Origin of the sequence: Bradyrhizobium sp. BR2003 (assembly GCF_009720285.1) — a bacterium.
In the GTDB taxonomy this organism is placed as follows: domain Bacteria; phylum Pseudomonadota; class Alphaproteobacteria; order Rhizobiales; family Xanthobacteraceae; genus Bradyrhizobium; species Bradyrhizobium elkanii.
In genome coordinates this window covers 116,190-141,397 of record NZ_SMYJ01000011.1, presented here as the reverse complement: position 1 = coordinate 141,397, position 25,208 = coordinate 116,190, and the positions used below count along the sequence as shown (strand labels likewise).

Below are 25,208 nucleotides of genomic sequence, written 5' to 3'. Positions count from 1 at the left end.
TCCGCTCCGTCGAGACCCTCTCGGATGCCAAATTGTTGGTCCAGGAGGAATACGATGAGCCGAGCAGATCTCTTGAGACAGGCGGAGAACGTGGAGCGCCACGCCGACCAAGCCACCGACGAGAAAATCAAGAGTACGCTAAAAAAGGACCCGATGATTATCGGCGCAAGGCCGCGCAGAAAATCGAAGTCGTGACCAGGCCGAGCTTTCCGCTTTTTCCCGTATTTCTACCGAATCATTAACCATTCTTAGGTATGCGCAGCGCCCTGCATTTTATGCCAAACTGTACATCAGGATTTTGCAATTCCGTCCTGGGGCTAGGGCCGACGCCGACCGCATGAATTTTAAGCGGGCGGCGTTGTGCTATCGGGGGTATAGCTTCGCAACCGAGGCGACCCAGCAGCCTTTCCGGGGCTAGGCGGCGGCGCTAGAGCCGCCCCAATTACGAGCGCCCCATTTGGAGCGCGACTTCATTGTATTGCGAAACAGGCTGGAACCGCGATGGGTCTCACGGGCTACCTCAACTTGACAATTGTAAAGCTCACTCTTGGCTGCCGCCGTCTGTTACAGATTATTGCGCGCCGAACTTCGCTTGCAATAATCTCCGGTATCCGCACCGGGAGAAATCCGAATGCAAGACATGAAGGCGCATTTGGAGAAGCTTCGGGTTGAGGCCGAGGAATGCGAACTGATCAGCAAGCTCGCGACCAACCCGACGAAGAAGGAGTTGTTCGCCAAGATGGCCGCCCACCACCGGCTGTTGGCCGATGAAGTTGAGCGCACGATGCGCGAGGCTAAGCCGTAGGTCTCAATACGATCCGTTGGAACCTTCGCAAAAATTCGAACTTAGCTACTCGTTTCGGACTGGAACCTAACGGGGAAGCAATGGGCGAGATACGCCGTCGCGTAATCCAAACGCTTGAAGAGCGGCTGGCTGGGCAGGCAAAAGAGCTGCGCGAGCGAGCCAGGGCGATGCCGGCAGGCGTCGAGAGAGAGGCCCTGCTAAAGCGGGCCAAGCAGACTAAGGCGGGATCGAAAAAGAGCGAGTGGTTGCTTTCGCCCCGACCGCCAGACCACTAGGAACCCATTCCGGTTTTCTTGATTTGGAGGTAATTGCTAGATCAAGGCGGCTGGTCCAATGCCTCGATATTACTTCGACCTGAAAGACGGCAACGGTATCGTTGTTGATGAGGAGGGCATGGACCTCCGGGATTTGGAGGCAGCGCAGAACGAAGCAGCGCTGTCGTTGGCTGGCATGGCGCGCGATGCGGTGGCGACCGCCCACCGCGCTGAGCAAATGGAGATTGGGGTCCGCGACGACAACGGCGCCGTGATGCTCGTTCGCTTTTCCTTCGAGATCAGCCGCAAGAAAACGAGCTGATTTCAAACCAACGCATTACCCTGGGGTCCTCGTTTGTCGCAGCGAGTGTCCCAACCAGTCCGCTCATCATCAGGCAAAAAACGGCCCCAGCACCTTTGGGGGCCTAAGGGCCGGTGCTGAGGCCGGTAGTACCTATGATGAATCGGGACGTGACCCGAGGTTTCCAAAGCTAACACCGGTGTCGGAAATTGCTACTCCTTCCCGATGACGATTGGATGTCTTGGTTTGTCGCAGCAAGTTTCCTAACCGGACGGCGCAATAAGAAAAGGCCCCAGCGGCGAAGCTGAGGCCAGTGTGAAGCTGGGCGTCTCGGTGCCGGTAGCGGTGCGGCACCGAACAGGGCGATCAATGCAACCGCAAGCGCTTCGTTCCTACTCATAAAAGAGGCCCCAGCATCCGGATCATGCTGGGGCCAGCTGGATCGCCGAGTAGCAGCGATCGTCGTTACTAGGGCCGAAAAAATAGGAAATGAAAATTACCTGCCCGTTGGTCGGATCATCTCAAACGACGCCCTGGTCCGAAAATAAACCGTGTGAATCCTGGCGGGACAATTCGCCGCTTTTTCCTTCTCTCGTTCAGGAACCGCTTGGAGACGCATCCGGCGCCGAACCGCGTCATTGACGCGCCGCCCTGAACAGCGCAGAGGCCGATTATCCGTTGTGTTTTTTTGCTTGGATGTTCTTGACAACGCCAAATCGCGTTCTAATTCCATCACCGCGCGGTCATCCGTTAAGGGTGCCGGCGCCCTGGACGCCAGTCGGGTCCAGGCAAACGGGCACCGGTCGTGTCCGGTGCTTCTCATACCCATCTTGCTCTTTGGAGGATTTGGCTATGCGCACATACGACTTCTCCCCCCTTTTCCGGTCGACAATTGGATTCGATCGCCTCTTCGACTTGGCCGAAACGGCCCAACGAGCGACCGAAGACAACTACCCGCCCTACAATATCGAGCGACTTTCCGAAGACCGCTACCAGATCGCGCTTGCGGTCGCGGGCTTCTCGCCGGACGAGATTTCGGTTACCGCCGAGCAGAATGTCCTGACGATCGAAGGCAACAAGGTCGAAAAAGCTGACCGGGATTACCTCTATCAAGGCATCTCGACCCGCCGATTCAGACGGCAATTTAGCTTGGCCGACCATGTTCTGGTGAAAGATGCCGCGTTCGACAACGGTCTACTCAAGATCGAGCTGGCGCGCGAAATTCCGGAAGCCATGAAGCCGAGGCGGATCGCAATCAACGCGACGCAGCCAAGCCGGCCGCAACGGCTCGAGTCCGCTGCAGCCTGACAGGCGAGAAGCCGCGTCCGGATATGCCGCACGCGGCTTCGATCACCCAATTCTCGTCTTGGAACGGAGGCAAACATGCGGCCGACGACCGCGAATGTCATTTCCTTGAATGTATCTGACCGCAAAGAGGCACGGTTTAATCATCCCCGCGAAGTCTTGGCGGATCTGTCCCTGACCACGGAAGAAAAAAGGGCTCTCTTGGCGTCATGGGCATCTGACGCCGCCGCGGTTCCGTGCCGCCCAGGCTTACGGGCACCACGGGATCTACGATCACCGGTCAGGATCGCGGCTATTCTCGACGCCCTATGCCGTCTCGACAGCGATCCTCATCATCCGCCGGGAGGTAAACCTCGTCGTCTTCGCTCAACCGTGCGTCCGCTGGCCGCTTAGGAGGGTGACATGAACGACATCAACCTTCCGAAACACGTCGTGGACAGGATCGAAGCCCGCTGGGGTGCCCGGCAGGTCTCGACAAAAGAAAAGCGCGAGATCGTCGACCGCCAGCTCGAACAGCTTCGGGCGCATCGCAACAACATCCAGCGGTATCGATGGCTACTCAGCACACAGCTGACCGAGCTCGAGCGCAACTTCATCGAACGACGTCTGTCCGAGGAATCCTCGGCGACGGAAAATCTGGCGACCGGGATTCCCCTTCCCGTCCATGAATGGCAACTACCTGGCACTGCCAGTCGATCGGAAGGTGCCTCACCATGAGGACGACGCAATTTCTGATACGTGGGAGCCAGAAGGTGATTAGTCACTATCAATTTTTGTTGGACACAGCCGAATCGCAACAGGAGCAGGAGACGTTCGCGAAACGGATCGAAGAAGAGAAGCGCAACCTGGAACGGCTGCAGGCTGATCTCGCTCGGCCAGCCCAAGCGGCCTGATCAGTTACCCTTCGAGGCAACGTGGACGGCAAGGCTTACACGGCATGAGAACGCCAATATCGGTGAAGGACCTGGAGTTGATCGCACTGCGCGAGATTCGCAGTTTTCCCGGCGGTGAATATGTGTGCCATGTGGAAGTCATTCCAGCGAGCGCGGATTGGAGTCTTCACGCGACGGTCAGGGATGGCGCCGATCTCAACCGAATCCAGCACGCCGCGGGAGCCGCAACGTTTAGATTGAAACACCGGTATCAACTGAGAACCGATTGGTGAAACTGATCGTGAATGTGCCCCGGATCTTCGGGGGCAAGAGGCCGGGGCACGCTCACTCATCCATGTCGCTCTGCCGTGTTGAGCGGCGCATTGCTAACGACGCTTCGAAGGTTTCGTTCCTAACGACTTTTTCATCGCCGACCCGAGCCGGCGCTCAACTCGCTTGCGGCTATTGCCGACTTTCTTGACGGCCTTCTTCACCGACGCTGCCGACTTCCGGGTTTTCCTCGTCTCATAGCTCACCTCGTAATCCTGCCCGCCGGCGACGCGCGCCCGGTCCTGCTTGCGACCGCGCGCCGTCTGCTTCTTCGCCTTCTTTGCCATTCCGGCCTCCCATCGCGCCGCAGTTCCTTTGCGGCAAATCGGGAACAACGACTCAACCAATTCGGTTCCTAATCCGCATCGCGAGCATAAGTGTTGGCCCAGCGAACTTGATCGCATTGCTGAAATCACCCTGCCGGCCAAGATGACGCAGCGCGCCGACTCGGAAAATTCGCGCAAAGCGCGCTGATGAGGCCGCACGCAGACGCAATCGCCGAAGGGGCACAGGCACAGTATGCAGCCGACGTGGGATGTACCGGAGCGCCGACGCGGCCAAGCCGACATCACTGCCGCCGAGGCAATTCAGTCCGCATCGCCAAGGAATTCGCACGCTATGGCGTCGAGTGACGCGCTGTCGGTGCTTGACACAACCGTCCCCCTCGCTGTATGGCCCTGCGCCATGAAGCTGAACCGGACCCACCGCCGCGCCATCTGCCGTCGTCGCACCCGCGACGATGCTGGGCTGCGCCGTGTCCGACGCCATCGCTGATCCTATAAATCAGCCAAGGTTTTCGAGAAGGCCGCGCCCCCAAAGCGCGGCTTTCTCGCTTTTCGGCCTGCCCTTTCCCAACACCGACCCCAGAGGAGAACGACGTGACCAACGCTACCCATCCGTTCGACGCGCTGATGGACATCACCGCCCGCCCCGAGGTCGTGTTCGTGCGCGGCGCCGGTTCGTATTTGTGGGACAGCAACCGCAACCGCTATCTTGACTTCGTGCAGGGCTGGGCCGTGAATCCCCTCGGCCACTCGCCGGTGAACGTGGCCGACGCGCTGGCGGCGCAAGCCAGACGGCTGCTGACGCCAAGCCCGGCGTTCTACAACGAGCAGAGCCTGAAACTGGCAAAGCTGCTGGTCGACAACAGCTGCTTCGACCAGGTGTTCTTCGCGAACTCCGGCGCCGAGGCCAATGAAGGCGCGATCAAGCTCGCGCGCAAATATGGCACGAAGTACAAGAACGGCGCCCACGAGATCATCACCTTCGAAGGCGGCTTCCACGGCCGCACGCTTGCGACCATGTCGGCCTCGGGCAAGAAGGCGTTCGCGCCGCTGTTCGAGCCGAAGGTCCCGGGCTTCCGCAAAGCCCGGCTGAACGACATCGAGTCGGTGCGCAAGCTGATCTCGTCGTCGACGGTCGCGGTCATGCTCGAGCCGATCCAGGGCGAGGCTGGCGTGTGGCCCGCGACGGATGAATTTTTGAAGGAGTTGCGGGCGCTGACCCAGCAGCGCGGCCTGCTGCTCATTGTCGACGAGATTCAGACCGGCATCGGCCGGACCGGAAAGCTGTTCGGCTATCAGCACGCCGGGATCGAGCCCGACATCATGACGCTCGGCAAGGGCATCGGCGGCGGCGTGCCGCTCGCGGCCCTGCTCGCCACCGAGCATGCCTCGTGCTTCGATCACGGCGATCAGGGCGGCACCTTCAACGGCAATCCGCTGATGTGCGCCGCGGGGCTTGTCGTGCTCGATCAGGTCGGTAAGCCCGATTTCCTGAAATCGGTCATCGATGCCGGTCTTTTGCTCGAGCGCGAATTGCAGCGGCTGTCGGCGCGGCATGGCCTCGGCGAGATCAGAGGCCGCGGCCTCCTGCTGGCGCTCGACCTCAAGATGCCGATCGGCGCCGCCGTCGTCGCCGAGGCGTTCGCGGCCGGCGCGCTGATCAACTCGCCGCAGCCGGACACGCTGCGCTTCATGCCGGCGCTGAACGTGACGCGGGAGGAGATTTCCCTTGTCATCGACTGCCTGGATACGGTGCTGACCAAGGTCGGCGCAGCGCGGCGGGTGGCTTGAGGTTGGTCCTCGTCGTTCCGGGGCATCGCGTCAGCGATGAACCCGGAACCTCGAGATTCCGGGTTCGATGCTGCGCATCGCCCCGGAATGACCATGCGGCTACGGCCTCAATATCGCCGCCCCCGTCGTCGCCCGGCTCTCCAGGTCGATATGCGCCTTGGCGGCGTCCTTGAGCGCATAGGCGTGGTTGATCGGCACGTGCAGCTTGCCGTTGATCACGGCCGCGAACAGCGTGTCGGCGCCTTCGAGCAATTCCTTGCGGGTGCCGACATAGTCGTTGAGCTTGGGCCGCGTCGCGAACAGCGAGCCGTGGTTGTTGAGCTCGGCGAGCGGGAACGGCGGCACCGGGCCCGACGCGTTGCCGAAGGAGACGAACAGGCCGCGCGGCCTGAGGCAGGACAGCGATCCCGGGAACGTGGTCTTGCCGACGCCGTCATAGACGACGTCGCAGAGCTCGCCCCGGCTGATCTGCTTGACGCGCTCGACGAAGTTCTCCTCGTTGTAGAGGATGACGTGATCGCAGCCATTGGCGAGCGCGAGATCGGCCTTCGCCTTCGAGCCGACGGTACCGATGACATGCGCGCCGAGCGCGTGGGCCCACTGACAGGCGAGCAGCCCGATCCCGCCGGCCGCGGCATGAATCAGCACGCGATGACCGTGCTCGACCTTGAAGGTCTTGTGCAGAAGGTACCAGACCGTGAGTCCCTTGAGCATCAGCACGGCGCCCTGCTCGTACGTGATGTGGTCGGGCAGCTTGACGAGCTTGTCGGCCGGGATGACGCGCTCGGACGCGTAGCCGCCGAGATTGTAGTAATAGGCGACGCGGTCGCCGGGGTGGAAATTGGTCACCCCCGGCCCCACGGCCAACACCTCGCCTGCGGCCTCGTTGCCGGCAATGAACGGCAGGCCGGGCGCCTTGTAGAGACCGGTGCGGAAATAGACGTCGATGAAATTCAGACCGACCGCATGCTGGCGGATCCGGACCTCGCCGGTTCCCGGCGCGCCCACCTCGACGTCCTCATAGGTCAGGACTTCCGGGCCTCCCACCTGGTGCACCCGCACAGCCTTGGTCATGTCGTCGCTCCCCTCGGATATCAGCGTCAGGCGAGCGAATGCCATCGCGGCCGGCTTGTCAACCAAGCGCGCCGGAACCGGCTACGGCATGATCCGGAAAAGCGCCGAGCGGTTTCCCTGCGCGACAAACCCGCAGCGTTTGCGCGGAGACAATGCCCGTTAGCGCGCCGGCTTCCTGCGGTTGCGCTTGGCCATGACGTTGAACGCCTCGACGGCGGCCGAGAAGGCAATCGCGAAATAGATGTAGCCGCGCGGAATGTGGAATTTGAAGCCGTCGGCCACCAGCGCCACGCCGATCAGCACCAGGAAGGCCAGCGCCAGCATCTTGGTGGTCGGATGCTCCGCGACAAACCGCGCCACCGGTCCCGAGGAGATGTACATGATGGCGCAGGCGATCACCACCGCCGCGATCATGATCTCGATGTCCTGGGCCATGCCGATCGCGGTGATGATCGAATCCAGCGAGAACACCAGGTCGATGATGATGATCTGCACGATCACCCAGAAGAACGCGCCGGCGCTCGGCCTGTCGTCGGCTTCCGCCTCGCGCGCCTCGACCTCGCCGTGGATTTCATGGGTCGCTTTCGCGATCAGGAACAGGCCGCCGCCGATCAGGATGATGTCGCGCCAAGACAACGCGACGTCCTTAACAGCGATCACCGGCTGCGTCAGACCGATCAGCCAGACCAGGATCGAGAGCAGCAGAATGCGGAACACCAGCGCCAGCAGCAGGCCGATCTGGCGCGCGCGCTTGGCCTGCGCCGGCGGGATCCGCGATACGATCACCGACAGGAAAATCACGTTGTCGATGCCGAGCACGATCTCGAGCGCAGTCAGGGTCAACAGCGCCGCCCAGGCCTCCGGGCTGGTGATCAATTGCATCATGCTCTGAAGGCTTTCATCCGGCGGATCACGGTATCGCTGCCGACGATGTAGGCGGCGACGGCGCAGAGCCCGAAGGTGATCGGAGCTCCCACCACGAAGTCGTTGGCGAGCGTGTACATGCCGAGCAGCGCCCATGCGGCGAGCAGCCACAGCGTCAGCCAGCGCAGCCGCACCACACGCAGCGGGTGCAGCACGTGGAACGGCGCGAAGGTCAGCGCGATCAGGGCCGCGACCACGATCGTCGACAGCACCGGCGGCAGGTGGAGCAGGAACAGATAGAACGCCGCCGCATTCCACAGCGCCGGGAAGCCGCGGAAATGGTTGTCATCGGCCTTCATGCGGCGGTCGGCGAAATACAGCGCGCTGGAGACCACGATGCCGATGCCGAGGATCGGCGCGGCAAGCGGCAGCAGCATGCCGCTCGCGGTGATCGCATAGGCCGGCACGAACACATAGGTGACGAAATCAACCACCAGGTCGAGCACCTCGCCCGACCAGTTCGGCTGTAGCCGCACCACGTCGAGCCGGCGCGCCAGCGGGCCGTCGATCCCGTCGATGATCAGCGCGACCCCGAGCCAGGCGAACATGTTGGCCCAGTGCTCGCGCACCGCCTCCAGCATCGCCAGCAGCGCCACCCCGGCGCCGAGCGCCGTGAAAAGATGAACGGAGAATGCGGCGGTCCGCATCCGTTCTGGCAACGTATCCGGCTGGCTCGAATGCTCCATCGGCCGAAGTGCTATCAGGAATCGGACCGGTTTGCATATGCGGTCTTGCGGCGTTCCGCCGCGCAAAGCGTTGGAAACTCTTGGTGGTTACCGATGGCTTGAAAATCGGGCCAAGCATGTCAAATGTCCTGATATGACCGACAGCTCGCTGGATTATGACGTTATCGTAATAGGCGGCGGTCCGGCCGGACTGACGGCTGCGATTGCCCTTGCCGACGCTGGTGCGCGGACTGCGCTGCTGGCGCGCCGCGCGCCCTATGCCGACAACCGGACCACCGCGCTGCTCGGCGCCTCGACCGATATCCTGGAACGGCTCGACGTCTGGCGGCGCTGCAGCGACCGAGCGGCGGCACTCAAGACCATGCGCCTCGTCGACGACACCGGCCGCCTGATCCGCGCGCCCGAGGTGCGCTTCTCCTCCGACGAGATCGGCCGCGAGCAATTCGGCTTCAACATCGACAACCGCGCGCTGGTCGCGGCGCTCGAGGACCGCACCGGAGAACTGTCCGCGCTGACGCGGTCCGACGATGAAGCCGCCTCGGTGCGGCCGGACGATGCCACGATCACCGTGATGACGCGGCAGGGCCAGTCGCTTCAGGCCCGGCTCGTGGTCGGTGCCGACGGGCGCAATTCACTGTCCCGCGAGGCCGCCGGCATCGAGGTGACGAGCCGCGAGCTCGGGCAGTCCGCCCTCACCTTCAACATCACCCATACCCGCCCGCACCACAACATCTCGACCGAATTCCACACCGAGCACGGCCCGTGCGTGTTCGTGCCGCTCAGCGGCAACCGAAGCAGCGTGGTCTGGGTCTCGGCGCCCAAGGAGGCTGAACGGCTGATGGCACTCGGCGACACCGAACTGTCCGATGCGGCCGAGCGACAATCGCATTCGATCCTCGGCCGCGTCGAGGTCCAGGGCGGCCGTCACGTGTTTCCGCTGGCGATCGAGCGGCCGCGGCAATTCGCCAAAAACCGAATCGCGCTGGTCGGGGAATCCGCCCATGTGCTGCCGCCGATCGGCGCGCAGGGCCTCAATATGGGACTGCGCGATGCCGCCGATATCGCCGAGATCGCGGGTCAGGCAATCGGTCGTGGTGAAGATCCCGGCGCGCCCAATGTGCTGTCGCGCTACGAGGCGGCGCGGCGCCCCGATGTCGCCAGCCGGACCTGGGCGATCGACATCGCCAACCGGTCGCTGCTGAGCGATTTCCTCGGCATGCAGACGGCGCGCGCTGCCGGCCTGCACCTGCTCGGCGCATTCGGCCCGTTGCGGCGCCTCGCGATGCGCGAGGGCCTCGCCCCGTCTTGGCGGCGGTGAGAACGGCGTACGTTAAGGAAACACCAGCCGTCCGCTCTGGATGAACCACATCACGCTGGTCAGCGTGACCACCGAGGCGAAGGTGCCGATCAGCACCGCGACCGAGGCCGGCTCGATCCAGGTTTCGTTCTGCCGCGCGATCACGAACACGTTGAGCGCCGGCGGCAGCGACGCCATCAGCACCGCTGTCGCAGCCCAAGGCTGCGCGAACGGGCCGAACAGCAGCATCAGGCCGAACGCCAGCAGCGGATGGATCAAAAGCTTGATCGCGACCACGCCCGGGACCTCCCACGGCACCCGCTCGAACGGCCGCAGCGCCACCGTGATGCCGAGCACGAACAGCGCCGTCGGCGCGGCGGCGTTTTCCAGGAACTGGATGGTGCGATCGAGCGCGACCGGGATCGGGATGTGGAACGCGGCGACCAGCGCTCCGAACACGGCCGACATGATCAGCGGGTTCTGCGCGATCTGCCGCAGCACCACGCCAAGTGCGTGCAGCAGCGAGGGATGGTCGCGGTCGGTGAGCTCGATCAAGAGCGGCACGATCGAGAACAGGAAGATGCTGTCGCAGCAGAAGATCAGCGCGGTCGGCGCCGCCGCCTTGGCACCGAGCACGGCGAGCGCGAGGCCTGGCCCCATATAGCCGATATTGCCGTAGGCGCCTGACAGGCCGGCCAGCGTCGCCTCGCGCAGCGTAAGCCCGCCGATCACCTTGCCCGCGACCATCGCCAGGAAGAATGCGAGCACGGTTCCAAGCGTGGTGGCGATCAGGAATGGCGGGTTGTTCAGCTCCGCAAACGGCGTCTTGGACATGATCCCGAACAGCAGCGCCGGCAACGAAACGTAAAGCAGGAAGAAATTCATCCAGGCGAGCCCGCTCTCGGGCAAACCCTTGGCCTTGCCGCACGCGTAACCGATGAAGATCAAGCCGAAATACGGCAACGCCAGATTGAGGATATCGATCATTCTGAAAGTAGTTTCTCGGCTGGATTTCGGGTCGTTTTTGCAGCGCTGGAATCGGTAAAGCGCGGGTTAATTCGGAGCTTAGCCCCTAGCATCGGCCACAATGTTGGTCTATCGACGAGCCATGATCAAAGCGCGCACCGCCAAGTTTCAGATCGGGCAGATCGTCCGTCACCGGGTGTTTTCCTTCCGGGGCGTGATTTTTGACATCGACCCGGAGTTCAACAACACCGAGGAATGGTGGCTGTCGATCCCCGAGGACATGCGGCCCCACAAGGACCAGCCGTTCTACCATTTGCTCGCGGAAAACTCGGAGAGCGAGTACGTCGCCTATGTCTCGGAGCAGAACCTCTTGCCCGACGAGTCCGGCGAGCCGATCCGGCATTCGCAGGTGGCGGAGATCTTCATCAAGGACAAATCGGGCGGCTACCGTCCGCGCAACCCGTCGCTGAACTGAGGTTCGGCGGCGCTCCGGCGGATGCCACGGCGGTCGCGCTGCCACGCTCACACCCCCTCGCGCCTGGCCAAGACAACCGCGATCGCCCAGACGGCAAAACCCGCCAGCGCCAGCCCCGCGCCGACGAGGCCGGTCGACGTCCAGCCATAACCCGCGGCAACCGCCATTCCACCGAGCCACGGCCCCAGTGCATTGGCGACGTTGAAGGCGGAGTGGTTGAGCGCGGCGGCGAGGCTCTGCGCCTCGCCCGCGACGTCCATCAGGCGGGTCTGCAACACGGTGGCGAGCGCCCCGCCCAGCCCGATCAGGAACACGTCGGCGGTCAGCGTCCAGAAATTTCCGGCCGCCAGCGGATAGAGCGCGAGCGTCGCCGCCGACCAAAGCAGCAGCCCGCCTGCGGTTGCCATCAGCGCGCGGTCGGCAAAGCGCGGCACGATGATGTTGCCGGCGGTAAGGCCGGCGCCGAACACGCACAGCGTGACCGGCACCAGCGCGGGCGAGGTGTGGGTCACCGCCAGCATGGTCGACGCCAGATAGGTGTAGACCGAGAACAATCCGCCGAAACCGACGGCGCCGATCGCCAGCGTCAGCCAGACATGCTTGCGCCCGAGCGCCGACAGTTCGCGCAGCGGGCTCGCCTTGCTGTTGGCGGCATCACGCGGGGCGAAGATCAGCACCAGGACCGCGGTCAAGAGCGCGAGGCCGGCAACGATCGCGAAGGCCCAGCGCCAGCCGATTGCCTGCCCGACCCCGTTGGCGAGCGGAACGCCGATCGTGGTCGCGATGGTGAGCCCCAGCAGCACGCGCCCGACGGCCGCCGTGCGCCTGTCCATCGGGACCAGCGAGGCTGCGACCAGCATGGCGATGCCGAAATAGGCGCCGTGCGGCAGCCCCGCAAGGAAGCGCAGCGCCAGCATGGTGTGATAATCGGGCGCGAGTCCCGAAAGGCCGTTCATCAGCGCGAAGAAGCCCATCAGCGCGATCAGCAGCGTCCGCCGCGTCATGCGCGCCGATAGCACCGCGATGACCGGCGCACCGACGACGACGCCGAGCGCGTAGGCGCTGATCGCGTGGCCGGCCTGGGGCTCGCTGACGTGCAGATCGTGGGCGAAGAACGGCAACAGGCTCATGGTCGCGAATTCGGCGATGCCGATCGCAAAGCCGCCCATCGCCAGCGCGAGATGGACGATGCCAGGATGAAAGTTACCGGGAGCGTTATCCTGGCTGACGCGAACGCCAGCATCGACCGAAACACGGCCGGTCGACCGTTCCGGAAGCCGGGAGCGCAATTCGCGCCGCTGCGTGCTGGCTTGCTGGGACATTGCGCGACTTCCATGACTGCGAACGGCGGCCAGGATTCGCGGAAGAACCACGCGCGCATTTGCGCATCGAAGGCGCTGTCCGCGCTTTCGTCTGGCCTCCCGTATCGGATTTATGATTGTGCTTCGACGCCGGACTTGTCCGGACCAGGCACCAACGATGCGCGCTCATCGCGCGAGGCAATCGCAGCCCCCATCGATGACCATCGCACACGGTCTGCGCGATCACCAGCGCAGCAGGCGGCCGGCAGCCAGTCTGTTTCGCATGACAAAAAAGGCGCCCTTCCGGGCGCCTTTTGATCGCGATGGTCTCGCGCTTTCTTGAACGCGCGATTGAAGTGTTTACTTGGCCGCCGGGTTGGCCGGCGCCGGAGCCTGCGCAGAGCCACCGCCCGCGCCTTCCAGCTTCTTGCGCTGCTCTTCGGCGCGCTTCTGCAACTCTTCCTGCAGCTTCTTCGAGTTTTCCTCGAACACCTTCGGATCGGTCGGCGGGCCGTCATAGGCCTTGGCGAATTCGGTGTTGAGCGGCAGCGGCAGCGTCAGCGGCGCGCCGTTCGAATTGATCGCCTGGACCACGAGGTTCTGGCCCTTCTTCATGTTGGCGATCAGCTCGGGCGTTGCTTCATAGTCGGACATGCAGCCGTTCTGGAAGCAGATCACATAGGGCGCCTGCTGCGGCGGGTTGCCGTCGACGATGATGCGGGTGCCGTGCACGAGCTGCATGCCGAGCGGCAGCGTGACGCGCAGGATCTTCTTCGGCTCGCCTTCCGGCTCGATGATCACGGCGGCAATCACCGGCTGGCCGGACTCGATGCGTCCGTCCTTGCCGGTGAAGCAGACCTGCTTGGCGTTGGCTTCCTGGCCCTTCAGGCAGAACTTGGTCCAGGGGGCGTAGATCAGCTGGATCTGCTGATCCTGGGGCGGCTGCTGGCCGGCCGCAGCGGGCGCCTGACCTGCGGCCGGCGCTTGGGCGGCCGGAGCCTGGGCTGCCGGAGCCGGCGCCTTCGGAGCTGCCTTGGGTGCCGCCTTGGGCGCGGCCTTCGGTGCCGCAGGCGCCGGCGCTGCCGGCTGCTGGGCCTGAGCGGCAGGAACCAGGAGCGCTGCAGAGAATGCCGTCGCCGCCATCAGGGCAACAATTCGCCCATGCGGCCGGACCGGGGCGGCCAAGATACGGAAATTCATTGCGGAAAACCCTTTCTGAACGGAAGCCCGAAACCGCTGCAGGCGCCGACACATAGCCGTTTGGGCGGCTGTCTCCTAGTCAATTGAGGCGGATACGTGACAGGCGTTCCCGCCTTCGAATTGCACGCCTTCAATACAGCGGCGCGCGGAAAGATCAATGCCGACCAGCGCATTTGCGCCCATGTCACGGCGAGTTTCAGCGGCCTGTGATAAACCTCCAAACGTGACGTTTCGCGAATCAAATCCGGCGCCTCACGCACGTGTTCCCGGGCACACTTGGCGCGCCGCATGGGCTGCCATCTGGCTGGTCTTGGGATGCCTGACGAGCGGGCTGGTCCCTGCGGCGGCCGCCGAGAGCCACGCGATCGCGATGCATGGCGACCCCGCGCTGCCACCCGACTTTACCCACCTGCCCTATGCCAATCCCGGCGCTCCCAAGGGCGGCCGCCTCGTCCAGGGCGTGATCGGCACCTTCGACAGCCTCAATCCGATGATCGTCAGGGGCATCGCCGTGCAGCAGGTCAGGGGCTACGGCTATGAGTGGGGCTATGTCTACGAAAGCCTGATGGCGCGGGGCAACAACGAGCCGTTCACCCTGTACGGCCTGCTCGCGCGCAGCGTCGAGACCGACGACGCCAGAAGCTATGTGACGTTCCACATTGATCCCCGCGCCCGCTTCTCGGATGGCCAGCCGGTGCTGGCCGACGACGTGCTGTTCTCGCTGGCGCTGCTGCGCGACCACGGCCGTCCGATGCACCGTCAGTATTATTCGAAAGTCGCAAAGGCCGGGGCGCTCGACCCGCTCACGGTCCGGTTCGATTTCGGCGGCGTGGCGGATCGCGAATTGCCGCTGATCCTCGGCCTGATGCCGATCCTGCCGCGGCACGCCATCGATCCGGAAAAATTCGAGGAAACCACCTTGGCGCCGCCGATCGGGTCGGGCCCCTACCGTGTGACGACGGTCAAGCCCGGCGCCAGCGTCACCTTCACGCGCGATCCCAATTATTGGGGCCGCGATCTGCCCATCAACCGCGGCCTGTGGAACTTCGACGAGATCAGGCTCGATTACTACCGCGAGGCCAACGGCATGTTCGAGGCCTTCAAGCGCGGCCTGTATGATTTCCGGACCGAGACCGAGCCGCTGCGCTGGCACGACGGCTACGACTTCCCGGCGGCGCGCAACGGCGAGGTGATCCGCGACACCATCAGGATCGGCACGCCGCGGCCGTCCGAATTCCTGGTGTTCAACAGCCGGCGGCCGAAATTCGCCGACCTGCGGGTGCGTCAGGCACTGGCGATGCTGTTCGATTTCGAATGGGTCAACCGCAACTACTATTTCGGATTGTTTTCGCGCGCCGGCGGTTTCTTCGCCGGATCGGATCTGTCCGCCTATGGCCGCCCCGCCGACGATCGCGAGCGCGAGCTGCTCAAACCATACCTGTCGCACATCCAGCCCGATATCCTCGACGGCCGCTATCGTCTGCCGGTCACCGACGGGTCTGGGCGCGACCGCAGCCTTCTGCGCAGTGCGCTCGCGCTGCTCGCCGAGGCGGGCTACGCACTCGACGGCACCGTCTTGAAGCAGCGGTCGACAGGGACGCCGCTCCGCATCGAGATCCTGGTGACGACGCGCGAGCATGAGCGGATCGCCCTCGCCTATCAGCGCGACCTGAAGCGGGCCGGCATCGAAGCCGCGGTGCGGGTGGTCGACGCGGTGCAGTTCGAGCAGCGCCGCGTCGGCTATGACTTCGACATGATCCCCATCCGCTGGGACCAGTCGCTGTCGCCGGGCAACGAGCAGTGGTTCTACTGGGGCAGCCAGGCCGCCGATGTGCCGGGCACCCGCAATTACATGGGTGCCAAGGATCCCGCCATCGACGCCATGATCGCGGCGCTGCTCGCGGCGCGCGAGCGGCCGGCCTTCGTCTCGGCGGTGCGGGCGCTGGACCGGGTCCTGATGTCGGGCTGCTACGCTATCCCCCTATTTAACTTGGGAGAGCAATGGATCGCGCGCTGGAATCGGATAGAAGGGCCTTCGACCACGGCGTTGACGGGCTACCTGCCGGAGACCTGGTGGCAGAAGCCCGGCGCGCAATCCAGATGATTGGCCAAGTAGTCTAGCAAGTGATGCGACCCGACGCGGCATGTCCTGGTCCGACCGAAGCGATGCAAACGACGTTGAACCTGTGAACCAGTCGATCACCTCGCCAACGCTCGATACCCTGTTCAAGCGTACCTTGGCGCGGCAGCCCGAGGCGGTGGCGCTGGTCGACCCGCTCAACAAGCAGCGCATCACCGGACAGACCCGCAAGCGCCTGACCTATGCCCAGGCCGACCGCGCAATCTCGGCGATCGCCGCCCACTTCGTCCAAAGCGGATTGCCGGCCAACACGGTGATCGCCGTGCAGCTGCCCGGCACGGTCGAATTCGCCCTGACCGTTCTTGCCGCGCATCGGGTCGGCCTGGTGGTCGTGCCGCTGCCGCTGCTGTGGCGGCAGGCCGAGCTGACGTCCGTGCTCAACCGCACCGCGGCGCGGGCGATCGTCAGCTGCGGCCGGATCGACGGCGTCTCCTATGCCGACATCGCCATGAACGCCGCGGCGGAAGCCTTCTCGATCCGCCATGTCTGCGGCTTCGGACCCGATCTGCCCGAAGGCATGGCCTCGCTCGACCAGGCGATCCTGGAGGACTCCCGGGCCTCGCGCCCGATGATCCAGGACGGCCGCAAGCCGGCGCTGATTTCCTTCGACGTCACCAGCGACGGTCTTCGTCCGGTGCCGCGGGCGCATTTCGGCCTGATTGCCGGCGGGCTCGCGATGTCGCTGGAGAGCGATCTGGCGCCAGGCGCCACCATCATGTCGGCGTTCGCGCCGATGTCGTTCGCCGGCATCTGCGCGTCGCTGGTGACCTGGCTGCTGTCGGGCGGAACGCTGGTGCTGCATCACCCGTTCGACGAGGATGCGTTCGAGACCCAGTTCAACGATCACGCCTGCAACACGCTGATCGCGCCGGCGCAGCTCGCGCTGCGGCTCGACGAGCGCGGCCTGTCGGAGCGCCTGCCCAGCCTGCGCACCGTGATCGGCCTCTGGCGCACGCCGGAGCAGGTTGCCTCCAGTGCGCACTGGACCTCGCGGCCGGTCACCATGACCGACGTCTATCTGTTCGGCGAGGCCGGGCTGTTCGGCGCCCGCCGCACCGCCGAGGACGGATCGCCGGCCCTGATCAAGCCGGGGCCGCACAGCGCGCCGCGCGAAGCGCCCGGCGCATCGGTCGCCGGCGAGATCCTGCTGACGCCGAAGGGCACGCTCGGCCTGCGCGGCCCGATGGTGCCGGTCGCCGCCTATGCGCCGCCGCCTCCGCCCCGCGACAGCCTGATCGCGCCGCCGCCACGCGATTTCGTCGACACCGAATATGCCGCGCGGGTCGATCGCGCGACCGGGGCCATCAACATCACCGCGCCGCCGTCAGGGGTGATGACGGTCGGCGGCTACCGCTTCCTCGCCCAGGAACTGCAGGAGTGGTCGCGCCGCCTCGGCCAGGGCGCGCTGCTCACCGCATTGCCGGACCGCCTCAGCGGCCACCGCCTGGCCGGACGGGCGCAGGACAATGCGCGCGCCCGCGACGCCCTCACAGAACTTGGGCTTAACCCCTTGATGATCGAAGCATTTCGCGACCGTGGCGGCGCCGGGGTGAGTTAAAATCTTATCATTGCGTTAATCTTATCATTGTGTTGACGCCGCATTAAGCCATGCGAACTAGCATCGCAGCCGTTGCTGATTTCTGCATTGGTTTCGAGCGTTCGAATGTCCCAACAAGGTCCGGTCCTCATCGTATCGGCGTCGACAAAGCCGTCGTTTGCCGCAGTTCTCGATGAGACGAAACTCTTCCCGGTCGTGGTCACCGACTGGAACGAGGTCGGACGGGCCATCGAGCAGGTCAAGCCGGCAGCGGTCATCGCGGCCGCCGAGGGCGTCGACTTCGTCACCCTGTCGGGTCTCGCCAAGCGCGCCGCCGCCCGCGCGCCGTATCTGCCGGTGATCGCGGTCGATCCTGCGACCACCCTGCCCGACACCGTGATCGCATTCTTCCAGAACAAGGGTCTGCCGGATCGGCTGGTCGCCCGGCTCAATGCGTCCTTACGCGTTCGCGGCCTGCACGCCACCGTGATGCGCCGCCTGGTGCCGCCGGCACCGATTGCCCTGTCTGACATCGATCCGATCGGAGAGGCCACCGCGCTGTTGATCGGCCGCGGCGGCGCCTACCCGACGCTGTCGGTCGCGCTCGGCGAACGCGCCGGCGTGGTCGGCGCGCTCAGCATCGAGGCCGCCGCCAAGCATCTCTCGAGCCGCGACATCGACGGCATCGTGCTGGCGGAAGGCTTCACGCCGCGGGTGATGGATGCGTTCCTGACCGTGCTGACCGAGGACGTCCGCTTCCGCCCGTTGCCCGTGATCGTCGCCTCGGGCGAGCTGACGCCACGATACGAACTGCCCAATCTCGAGATTGTCACGGCCGGGCCGACGCGCATCGCCGACATGGCGCTGCCGATGATCCGCCAGCACGCCTTCGAGGCGCGGCTCGGCCGCATGCTGAAGGCGATCGACGCCAAGGGCCTGATCGATGCCCGCACCGGCCTGCTCACCAAGGCCGCGTTCGAGCGCGACTTCGCCACCGCCGTCTACCAGACCGCCGAACGCGGCGGCGCGCTCTCGGTGGCGCGCTTCACCTTCGACGACACGCAGCCGCGCGCGCAATTCGACGGCGCCCGGATCATCAGCCGGCTGATGCGCCAGGCCGATTTCGGCGCGGTGCATGACGACCGCTCGCTCGTCGTCGCATTCGCCGGAACCGACCTGCGCAATGCGCAGGCGATCACGCGGCGACTGGCCAGCGTGATGCGCCACACCCAGAACGGCCGCCGCGACACCCGCGCCGAGCCCGCCGTCAGCGTCGCAACGCTCATGCCGGGCGATTCCGCGATCTCGCTGCTGGGACGTCTGTTCGGTATGCCGGAGCGCGCAGCGTCGTAGCTTTACCACACCAACGACCCGCATCGTCATTGCGAGGAGCGAAGCGACGAAGCAATCCATATCGCCACTCGCGGACAAATGGATTGCTTCGCGGAGCCTGTCATCGCGCGCGCGTTCGCGCGCCCCGTTGGCTCGCAATGACGTGGAGAGACCTGCGCGTTACGCCGCCTTCTTGCTCTCGGCGAGGTTCGCGAGCTGGCGCAGGATCTCGGTGGTGCCGGCGAGCCGCTCTTCGGGCGTATCCCACTCCTGGAAGAACACCACCTTCATGTCCGGCCGCACCTTGGCGGCCTGGCCGTGCTGGCGGATGAAGCTCACCAGCCGCTCCGGATGGGCAAAGCTGTTGTCGCGGAATGCGATCACGGCGCCCTTCGGGCCGGCGTCGACCTTCCCGACATTGGCCCTTCGGCAATAGGCCTTGATCGCGGCGACCTTGAACAGATAGCGCACCTCGTCCGGCAGCACGCCGAAGCGGTCGCGCATCTCGGCGGCAAAGGCGTCGATGTCCTCGTCGGTGTCGAGATCGGCGAGCCGACGATACAACGACAGCCGCACGCTGAGGTCGTTGACATAGTCCTCCGGGATCAGGACCGGCATGCCGATCGTGATCTGCGGCGACCAGCGGTCGGCGGCGGGCTCGGCGACGCCGGCCTTGAGGTTCACGATCGCCTCCTCCAGCATCGACTGGTACAGCTCGAAGCCGACTTCCTTGATGTGGCCGGACTGCTCCTCGCCGAGCAGATTGCCGGCACCGCGGATGTCGAGGTCGTGGGAGGCGAGCTGGAAGCCGGCCCCCAGCGTCTCCAGCGACTGCAGCACCTTGAGCCGCCGCTCCGCCTGCGCCGTGATCTTCTGCTGTGCCGGCAGCGTGAACAGCGCATAGGCGCGCAGCTTGGAGCGGCCGACGCGGCCGCGCAATTGATAGAGCTGGGCCAAGCCGAACATGTCGGCGCGGTGCACGATCAGCGTGTTGGCGTTCGGGATGTCGAGACCGGACTCGACGATCGTGGTCGAGAGCAGGATGTCGTATTTGCCGTCGTAGAACGCGGACATGATGTCCTCGATCACGGTCGGCGGCATCTGGCCGTGGGCGACCGCGACCTTCATCTCCGGCACGTTCTTGTCGAGGAAGTCCTTGACGCTGGCGAGGTCTTCGATCCGCGGCACGACGTAGAACGCCTGTCCGCCGCGGTAGCGTTCGCGCAGCAGCGCCTCGCGGATCATCAGCGGATCGTGCGGCGCCACGAAGGTGCGCACCGCAAGGCGATCGACCGGCGGCGAGGCAATGATCGAGAGCTCGCGGACACCGGTCAATGCAAGTTGCAGGGTGCGCGGGATCGGGGTTGCCGACAGCGTCAGCACATGGACCTGGGCGCGCAGCTGCTTCAGCCGCTCCTTGTGGCTGACGCCGAAGTGCTGCTCCTCGTCCACGATCAACAGGCCGAGGTCCTTGAACTTGATCGCCTTGCCGAGCAGCGCATGGGTGCCGACGACGATGTCGACGCTGCCGTCGGTGAGCCCCTTCTTGACCTGGTTCAGCTCCTTGGTCGACACCAGCCGCGACGCCTGCGCGACATTGACTGGGAAACCTTTGAAGCGCTCCGTGAAGGTCCGTGAATGCTGACGCGCCAAGAGCGTGGTCGGCACCACGACCGCGACCTGCCGGCCCTCCAGCGCCACGGCGAACGCCGCACGCAGCGCTACCTCGGTCTTGCCGAAGCCGACGTCGCCGCAGATCAGGCGGTCCATCGGGCGGCCGATCTCGAGGTCCTTCAAGGTCGAGGTGATGGCCCCGAGCTGATCCTCGGTCTCCTCATAGGGGAAGCGCGCGCAGAACTCGTCATAGACGTGCGGCTGCAGCGGGAATTTCGGCGCCTCGTGCAGCTGCCGCTCGGCCGCGATCTTGATCAACTCGCCCGCGATCTCGCGGATGCGGTTCTTCAGTTTGGCCTTGCGCGCCTGCCAGCCGCCACCACCGAGACGGTCAAGCTCGACATTGGCGCTGTCGGAGCCGTAGCGCGACAGCAGCTCGATGTTCTCGACCGGCAGGAACAGTTTTGTCTCGGCGGCATAATGCAGCTCGAGACAGTCATGCGGCGCGCCGGAGACTTCCAGCGTCTGCAGCCCGACGAAGCGGCCGATGCCGTGCTCGACATGGACCACGAGATCGCCGGTCGCAAGGCTCGTCACCTCCGAAATGAAATTGTCGAGCTTGCGGCTCGCCTTGCGCGGCCGCACCAGGCGGTCGCCGAGAATGTCCTGCTCGCTGATGACGGCGAACTCGTCGGTCTCGAAGCCGGATTCCATGCCGAGCACGGCCAGCATGGTCTCGTTGCGCGGCGTCGCCTGCACGATCCGCCAGGTGTTGACGCTGGTCGTGTTGAGCAGCTTGTGGTCGCGCAGCATCGCGCCCATGCGGTCGCGCGAGCCCTCGCTCCACAGCGCGATCACCACCTTCTTGCGCTGGCTCTGCAGCGCGCCGACATGGCCGACCACGGCCTCGAACACGTTGACGTTGCTGTCGGCGCGTTCGGGGGCGAAATTGCGGCCCTGCCGCGCGCCGGCGTCGAACACGTCGGGCGAGCCTTCGGGCACCGCGAACGGCGTCAGCCGCGCCAGCGGCGCATCGCCGAGCAGCTTGGTCCATTCGGCCTCGGTCAGATAGAGCTGGTCCGGCGGCAGCGGCTTGTAGATCGCGCCGCTGCCCGGATGCTCCAGCGCCTCGCGCCGCGCGTCGTAATAGTCTGATATCTGCGCGAAGCGTTCGCGCGCGGCGTCCTCGCCCTGCGGCTCGATCGCAACCGTCGCGCCGTCGAGATAGTCGAACAGCGTGTCCATCCGCTCCTGGAACAGCGGCAGCCAATGCTCCATGCCGGGGTGGCGCCGTCCTTCCGAGACGGCTTCATAAAGCTGATCGTCGCGTTCCGGCGCGCCGAACGCGGCGACATAGCCCATGCGGAAACGCCGGATGGTTTCGGTGGTGAGCTGGAATTCCGAGACCGGCACGAGATCGAGCCCGCGCATGTCGAGCAGCGTGCGCTGGGTCTCGGCATCGAAGGTGCGGATCGATTCCAGACTGTCGCCGAAGAAGTCGAAGCGCACCGGCTGGTCGAGGCCGGCCGGAAACAGATCGAGGATGCCGCCGCGCACGGCATATTCGCCGGGCTCGCGCACCGTGGACGAACGGCTGTAGCCATTGTGCTCGAGCCAGGCCACGACCGAATCCATCGGCACCACATTGCCGGGTGCGACCGACAGCGCTTGCGCTGCGACCTGATCGCGCGCCGGCACCCGCTGCACGGCCGCGTTTACGGTCGTGAGCACGATCAGCGGCTTGTCGCTGCCGACCAGCCGCGACAACTTGGCCAATGCGGTCAGGCGTTGCGCCAAAATGCCGGAATGCGGCGAGACGCGGTCATAGGGCTGGCAATCCCAGGCCGGAACCTGCATCACGGCGATATCGGGCGCAAAGAACTCCAGCGCGCGGGCGAGCTGCTGCATCCGCGCACCGTCGCGGCACACCACGGCAAGGCTCACCGCCGGACGCTTCGGCTGCGCCGCGATGGCGCGTGCCAGATCGGAGATGACGAGCCCCTCGGCGCCCTCGGCGACATTGGCGATGGTCAGCACCCGGCCGGGCGCGAGCATCGCGGCCGGTGATTTCATGGTCTGTTTCATGCGCTGGGATCCGCGATCCGAAACGCCTTGATGCGGGCAAACAGCGCGGTCGCGTACTCTGCGGGAAGCACCTTGTCGCCGGTCAGCGCCGCATAGAGGTCGGGATCCGGCACCTCGATCAGATGCTCGAGCTCGCCCAGCTCGTGGTCGGACAGTTCGCCAATGGTCGCGTCGGCGAAGCGGCCGAGGATCAGGTCCATCTCCCGGGTGCCGCGGTGCCAGCAGCGAAACAAAAGCCGCTTGCGGCGGTCATCGAGCCCGCGGCTCGATCGTGTCGATCCCGTCATGTCCAAATCCATCCAACGCCAAAAGCCCGGACGTGCCGGGCGGGCCTGATATAGCCATGGCGATGGCCGATGTCAGCCCTCATTCGCCGCGTTTTGGGGTTTCCTTTTCGGGGGGGTCTTGGCGCATACCGTCATTGCCGGGCTTGACCCGGCAATCCATCCTCTTTTGAAGATGGATGCGCGGGTCGAGCCCGCGCATGACGTGAGTCGTGTGAAGGACACATCGATGCGCCCAGCCCTGCTCAATCCGCTGTTTGCCCAGGTCACGACCCTGCAAGGGGTCGGCCCGAAGCAGGACAAGCTGCTGCGCTATCTGCTCGACCGCAGCGAGACGCCGCGGCTGGTCGACCTGCTGCTGCATCTGCCGGCGAGCGTGATCGACCGCCGCGCCCGACCGAAGATCCGCGACGCCGCGATCGGAACCATGGTGACGCTCGAGGTCACCGTCGACCGCCATCGCCCACCGCCGCCGCGTAATTCGCGCGCGCCCTACCTCGTCTATGCCAGCGATGACACCGGCGACGTCGTCTTGACCTTCTTCCGCGCCCAGCCCGGCTATGTCGAGAAGCTGCTGCCGGTCGGCGAGAAGCGCTACGTCTCCGGCACGCTGGCGATGTATGACGGCATCGCGCAGATCGTGCATCCTGATCGCGTCGTCGATGAAGCGGGCTTTGCGAAACTGTCCGGCATCGATCCGGTCTATCCGCTGACCGAGGGGCTTGCGATCGGCTCGCTCCGCCGCGCCATCGCGCAGGCGCTGACCAGGCTGCCGGATCTGCCGGAATGGATCAGCCCCGAGGTGCTGCGCCGCTGCAACTTCCCGCCGATCAGGGAGGCGCTGACCCGTGTGCATGTGCCGGTCGAACTGACCGACATCCTGCCCGACGGCCCGTTCTGGTCGCGCCTCGCGTTCGACGAACTGCTCGCCGGCCAGCTCGCGCTCGCCCTGATCCGCGCCACGCTGCGCCGTCCCGCCGGCGTGCGCAACGCCGGCGATGGTCATCTGCGCAGGAAGATCATCGATGCCCTGCCCTATGCGCTGACCAGGTCGCAGCAAGAGGCGGTCGCGGCGATCATCGCCGACCTGCAACAGCCGGTGCGGATGCTGCGCCTCGTGCAGGGCGATGTCGGTTCCGGCAAGACCGTGGTGGCGCTGCTGGCGGCCGCTGCGGTTGCGGAAGCCGGCAAGCAGGCCGCGCTGATGGCGCCGACCGAAATCCTGGCGCGCCAGCACATCAAGACCATCGCGCCCCTCGCCGAGAGCGCCGGCCTACGCATTGCGATCCTCACCGGCCGCGAGAAAGGCAAGGAGCGTCGCGAGCTGTTGGCGCAGCTCGCGACCGGCGAGATCAGTCTTGTGGTCGGCACCCACGCGCTGATCCAGGACGACGTAATCTACAAGGCGCTGGCGCTTGCCGTGGTCGACGAGCAGCATCGTTTCGGCGTGCGCGAGCGCCTCGCGCTGACCTCCAAGGGCGAGGCCGTCGACGTGCTGGTGCTGAGCGCCACGCCGATTCCGCGCACGCTGGTGCTGACTTACTTCGGCGACATGGACGTCTCCGAGCTGCGCGAAAAGCCCGCCGGCCGCCAGCCGATCGACACCCGCGCGGTGCCGATGAGCCGGATCGAGGACGTCATGGACGGCGTCGGCCGCGCGCTTGCCGCCGGCAAGCTGGTCTACTGGATCTGCCCGCTGGTCGATGAATCCGAGGCCGAGGGCACCGAGCATCTGACCAACGCGACCGAACGTTTCGAGAGCCTGCAGAAGCGGTTCGGCGATCGTGTCGGCCTCGTGCACGGCCAGATGAAGGGCACCGAGAAGGATCGCGTGATGGCGCAATTCGCCGCGCATGAGATCGGCCTCTTGGTCGCGACCACGGTGGTCGAAGTCGGCGTAGACGTGCCGGCGGCGACCATCATGGTGATCGAGAACGCCGAACGTTTCGGGCTTGCGCAGCTGCATCAGCTGCGCGGGCGCATCGGCCGCGGCTCGGAGGCCTCGACCTGCCTGCTGCTCTACAAGGAGCCGCTCGGCGAGATGTCGAAGGCGCGGCTCAAGGTGATCCGCGAAACCACCGATGGCTTCCGGATCGCCGAGGAGGATCTCAAGCTGCGCGGCGAAGGCGACGTGCTCGGCATCCGCCAGAGCGGCCTGCCCGGCTACCGCATCGCGCGCTCCGAGGTGCACGGCCAGCTGATCACCCAGGCCCGCGACGAGGCGCTGCGGATCATGAAGGACAATCCGAAGCTGAAGGGCGAGCGCGGCGAAGCGCTGCGCGTCCTGCTCTACCTCTATGAACGCGACGAGGCGGTGCCGCTGATCGGCGCGGGGTAGTATGGAGTGGCGC

The 25,208-nt window shown here is 65.1% G+C and carries 21 protein-coding genes; 12 read left to right on the top strand and 9 right to left on the bottom strand.

Features of this window, described 5'->3' with window-relative positions; all coding sequences use genetic code 11:
• Positions 1-54 precede the first annotated feature (54 nt).
• From E2I15_RS06970 to E2I15_RS06955, 5 genes are all read left to right on the top strand, one after another.
• Entirely contained in the window at positions 55-195 is a 141-nt protein-coding gene (locus E2I15_RS06970) for a hypothetical protein (protein WP_155262247.1), read from the top strand.
• A 436-nt stretch (positions 196-631) separates the two neighbouring features.
• Positions 632-805, top strand: coding sequence for a hypothetical protein (locus tag E2I15_RS38665; protein WP_170991635.1), 174 nt, complete (start codon positions 632-634; stop codon positions 803-805).
• Positions 806-1,138: 333 nt separating this feature from the next.
• Positions 1,139-1,381 carry a DUF6894 family protein gene (locus E2I15_RS06965; protein WP_137480703.1) on the top strand — a complete coding sequence of 81 codons (243 nt, stop codon included), beginning with the start codon at positions 1,139-1,141 and terminating at the stop codon, positions 1,379-1,381.
• 831 nt (positions 1,382-2,212) lie between these two features.
• Positions 2,213-2,668, top strand: a complete 456-nt coding sequence (locus E2I15_RS06960) for an Hsp20 family protein (RefSeq protein ID WP_137480705.1) — start codon at positions 2,213-2,215, stop codon at positions 2,666-2,668.
• Positions 2,669-3,067: 399 nt separating this feature from the next.
• On the top strand, positions 3,068-3,382 hold the full coding sequence (locus E2I15_RS06955) for a hypothetical protein (protein WP_170991636.1): 315 nt from the start codon (positions 3,068-3,070) through the stop codon (positions 3,380-3,382).
• A gap of 541 nt (positions 3,383-3,923) precedes the next feature.
• On the opposite strand, the gene E2I15_RS06950 is transcribed toward E2I15_RS06955, so the two are convergent.
• Positions 3,924-4,154 carry a DUF3606 domain-containing protein gene (locus E2I15_RS06950; protein WP_137480713.1) on the bottom strand — a complete coding sequence of 77 codons (231 nt, stop codon included), beginning with the start codon at positions 4,152-4,154 and terminating at the stop codon, positions 3,924-3,926.
• Between the two features lie 591 nt (positions 4,155-4,745).
• On the opposite strand from E2I15_RS06950, the gene E2I15_RS06945 reads away from it, so the two are divergent.
• Entirely contained in the window at positions 4,746-5,942 is a 1,197-nt protein-coding gene (locus E2I15_RS06945; RefSeq protein ID WP_137480716.1) for an acetylornithine transaminase, read from the top strand.
• Positions 5,943-6,041: 99 nt separating this feature from the next.
• Here E2I15_RS06945 and E2I15_RS06940 read toward each other — a convergent pair whose 3' ends face one another.
• The 3 genes from E2I15_RS06940 to pcsA form a co-directional block, all read right to left on the bottom strand.
• Positions 6,042-7,016 (bottom strand): quinone oxidoreductase family protein, encoded by a 975-nt coding sequence (locus E2I15_RS06940; RefSeq protein ID WP_137480718.1) that lies wholly within the window; start codon positions 7,014-7,016, stop codon positions 6,042-6,044.
• A 159-nt stretch (positions 7,017-7,175) separates the two neighbouring features.
• Complete coding sequence (locus E2I15_RS06935; protein ID WP_137480720.1) at positions 7,176-7,901, bottom strand: TerC family protein; 726 nt, start codon at positions 7,899-7,901, stop codon at positions 7,176-7,178.
• Positions 7,898-8,626, bottom strand: coding sequence for a phosphatidylcholine synthase (pcsA, locus tag E2I15_RS06930; protein ID WP_137480722.1), 729 nt, complete (start codon positions 8,624-8,626; stop codon positions 7,898-7,900). The genes E2I15_RS06935 and pcsA overlap by 4 nt, the downstream gene beginning before the upstream one ends.
• A 133-nt stretch (positions 8,627-8,759) precedes the next feature.
• Here pcsA and E2I15_RS06925 point away from each other — a divergent pair, with 133 nt between their 5' ends.
• A complete protein-coding gene (locus E2I15_RS06925) occupies positions 8,760-9,944 on the top strand; it encodes a UbiH/UbiF family hydroxylase (protein ID WP_137480724.1) in 1,185 nt (394 codons plus the stop codon).
• A gap of 12 nt (positions 9,945-9,956) precedes the next feature.
• Here E2I15_RS06925 and E2I15_RS06920 read toward each other — a convergent pair whose 3' ends face one another.
• Positions 9,957-10,910 (bottom strand): AEC family transporter, encoded by a 954-nt coding sequence (locus E2I15_RS06920; protein WP_137480726.1) that lies wholly within the window; start codon positions 10,908-10,910, stop codon positions 9,957-9,959.
• A 121-nt stretch (positions 10,911-11,031) separates the two neighbouring features.
• Between E2I15_RS06920 and hspQ the strand changes: the two genes are divergently transcribed.
• On the top strand, positions 11,032-11,364 hold the full coding sequence (gene hspQ / locus E2I15_RS06915; RefSeq protein WP_016845766.1) for a heat shock protein HspQ: 333 nt from the start codon (positions 11,032-11,034) through the stop codon (positions 11,362-11,364).
• Positions 11,365-11,411: 47 nt separating this feature from the next.
• Here hspQ and E2I15_RS06910 read toward each other — a convergent pair whose 3' ends face one another.
• Both E2I15_RS06910 and E2I15_RS06905 read right to left on the bottom strand, forming a co-directional pair.
• Positions 11,412-12,686, bottom strand: coding sequence for an MFS transporter (locus E2I15_RS06910; protein WP_137480728.1), 1,275 nt, complete (start codon positions 12,684-12,686; stop codon positions 11,412-11,414).
• Between the two features lie 339 nt (positions 12,687-13,025).
• Positions 13,026-13,865 carry an invasion associated locus B family protein gene (locus E2I15_RS06905; RefSeq protein WP_137480730.1) on the bottom strand — a complete coding sequence of 280 codons (840 nt, stop codon included), beginning with the start codon at positions 13,863-13,865 and terminating at the stop codon, positions 13,026-13,028.
• Between the two features lie 370 nt (positions 13,866-14,235).
• On the opposite strand from E2I15_RS06905, the gene E2I15_RS06900 reads away from it, so the two are divergent.
• From E2I15_RS06900 to E2I15_RS06890, 3 genes are all read left to right on the top strand, one after another.
• Positions 14,236-15,969: an extracellular solute-binding protein gene (locus E2I15_RS06900; RefSeq protein ID WP_338134478.1), complete on the top strand. Its 1,734-nt coding sequence runs from the start codon at positions 14,236-14,238 to the stop codon at positions 15,967-15,969.
• Between the two features lie 40 nt (positions 15,970-16,009).
• Positions 16,010-17,563, top strand: a complete 1,554-nt coding sequence (locus tag E2I15_RS06895; RefSeq protein WP_137480732.1) for an AMP-binding protein — start codon at positions 16,010-16,012, stop codon at positions 17,561-17,563.
• Positions 17,564-17,668: 105 nt separating this feature from the next.
• A complete protein-coding gene (locus E2I15_RS06890; protein ID WP_137480734.1) occupies positions 17,669-18,895 on the top strand; it encodes a GGDEF domain-containing protein in 1,227 nt (408 codons plus the stop codon).
• 159 nt (positions 18,896-19,054) lie between these two features.
• On the opposite strand, the gene mfd is transcribed toward E2I15_RS06890, so the two are convergent.
• The gene (mfd, locus tag E2I15_RS06885; RefSeq protein WP_137480736.1) at positions 19,055-22,573 is read right to left on the bottom strand and encodes a transcription-repair coupling factor; all 3,519 of its coding nucleotides are present in this window, start codon (positions 22,571-22,573) and stop codon (positions 19,055-19,057) included.
• A complete protein-coding gene (locus tag E2I15_RS06880) occupies positions 22,570-22,860 on the bottom strand; it encodes an FAD assembly factor SdhE (protein ID WP_137480738.1) in 291 nt (96 codons plus the stop codon). Before E2I15_RS06880 ends, mfd begins: the two co-directional genes overlap by 4 nt.
• A gap of 226 nt (positions 22,861-23,086) precedes the next feature.
• Here E2I15_RS06880 and recG point away from each other — a divergent pair, with 226 nt between their 5' ends.
• Complete coding sequence (gene recG, locus E2I15_RS06875) at positions 23,087-25,195, top strand: ATP-dependent DNA helicase RecG (RefSeq protein ID WP_137480740.1); 2,109 nt, start codon at positions 23,087-23,089, stop codon at positions 25,193-25,195.
• Positions 25,196-25,208: the final 13 nt, after the last annotated feature.

Coding starts and splice junctions, on each gene's coding strand:
- E2I15_RS06925 (WP_137480724.1), top strand. CDS start 8,760: ATGACCGACAGCTCGCTGGATTATGACGTTATCGTAATAGGCGGCGGT.
- E2I15_RS06910 (WP_137480728.1), bottom strand. CDS start 12,686: ATGTCCCAGCAAGCCAGCACGCAGCGGCGCGAATTGCGCTCCCGGCTT.
- E2I15_RS06965 (WP_137480703.1), top strand. CDS start 1,139: ATGCCTCGATATTACTTCGACCTGAAAGACGGCAACGGTATCGTTGTT.
- E2I15_RS06955 (WP_170991636.1), top strand. CDS start 3,068: ATGAACGACATCAACCTTCCGAAACACGTCGTGGACAGGATCGAAGCC.
- E2I15_RS06920 (WP_137480726.1), bottom strand. CDS start 10,910: ATGATCGATATCCTCAATCTGGCGTTGCCGTATTTCGGCTTGATCTTC.
- E2I15_RS06940 (WP_137480718.1), bottom strand. CDS start 7,016: ATGACCAAGGCTGTGCGGGTGCACCAGGTGGGAGGCCCGGAAGTCCTG.
- E2I15_RS06895 (WP_137480732.1), top strand. CDS start 16,010: ATGTCCTGGTCCGACCGAAGCGATGCAAACGACGTTGAACCTGTGAAC.
- hspQ (WP_016845766.1), top strand. CDS start 11,032: ATGATCAAAGCGCGCACCGCCAAGTTTCAGATCGGGCAGATCGTCCGT.
- pcsA (WP_137480722.1), bottom strand. CDS start 8,626: ATGGAGCATTCGAGCCAGCCGGATACGTTGCCAGAACGGATGCGGACC.
- E2I15_RS06960 (WP_137480705.1), top strand. CDS start 2,213: ATGCGCACATACGACTTCTCCCCCCTTTTCCGGTCGACAATTGGATTC.
- mfd (WP_137480736.1), bottom strand. CDS start 22,573: ATGAAACAGACCATGAAATCACCGGCCGCGATGCTCGCGCCCGGCCGG.
- E2I15_RS06890 (WP_137480734.1), top strand. CDS start 17,669: ATGTCCCAACAAGGTCCGGTCCTCATCGTATCGGCGTCGACAAAGCCG.
- E2I15_RS06970 (WP_155262247.1), top strand. CDS start 55: ATGAGCCGAGCAGATCTCTTGAGACAGGCGGAGAACGTGGAGCGCCAC.
- E2I15_RS06880 (WP_137480738.1), bottom strand. CDS start 22,860: ATGACGGGATCGACACGATCGAGCCGCGGGCTCGATGACCGCCGCAAG.
- E2I15_RS06935 (WP_137480720.1), bottom strand. CDS start 7,901: ATGATGCAATTGATCACCAGCCCGGAGGCCTGGGCGGCGCTGTTGACC.
- recG (WP_137480740.1), top strand. CDS start 23,087: ATGCGCCCAGCCCTGCTCAATCCGCTGTTTGCCCAGGTCACGACCCTG.
- E2I15_RS38665 (WP_170991635.1), top strand. CDS start 632: ATGCAAGACATGAAGGCGCATTTGGAGAAGCTTCGGGTTGAGGCCGAG.
- E2I15_RS06900 (WP_338134478.1), top strand. CDS start 14,236: ATGCATGGCGACCCCGCGCTGCCACCCGACTTTACCCACCTGCCCTAT.
- E2I15_RS06905 (WP_137480730.1), bottom strand. CDS start 13,865: ATGAATTTCCGTATCTTGGCCGCCCCGGTCCGGCCGCATGGGCGAATT.
- E2I15_RS06950 (WP_137480713.1), bottom strand. CDS start 4,154: ATGGCAAAGAAGGCGAAGAAGCAGACGGCGCGCGGTCGCAAGCAGGAC.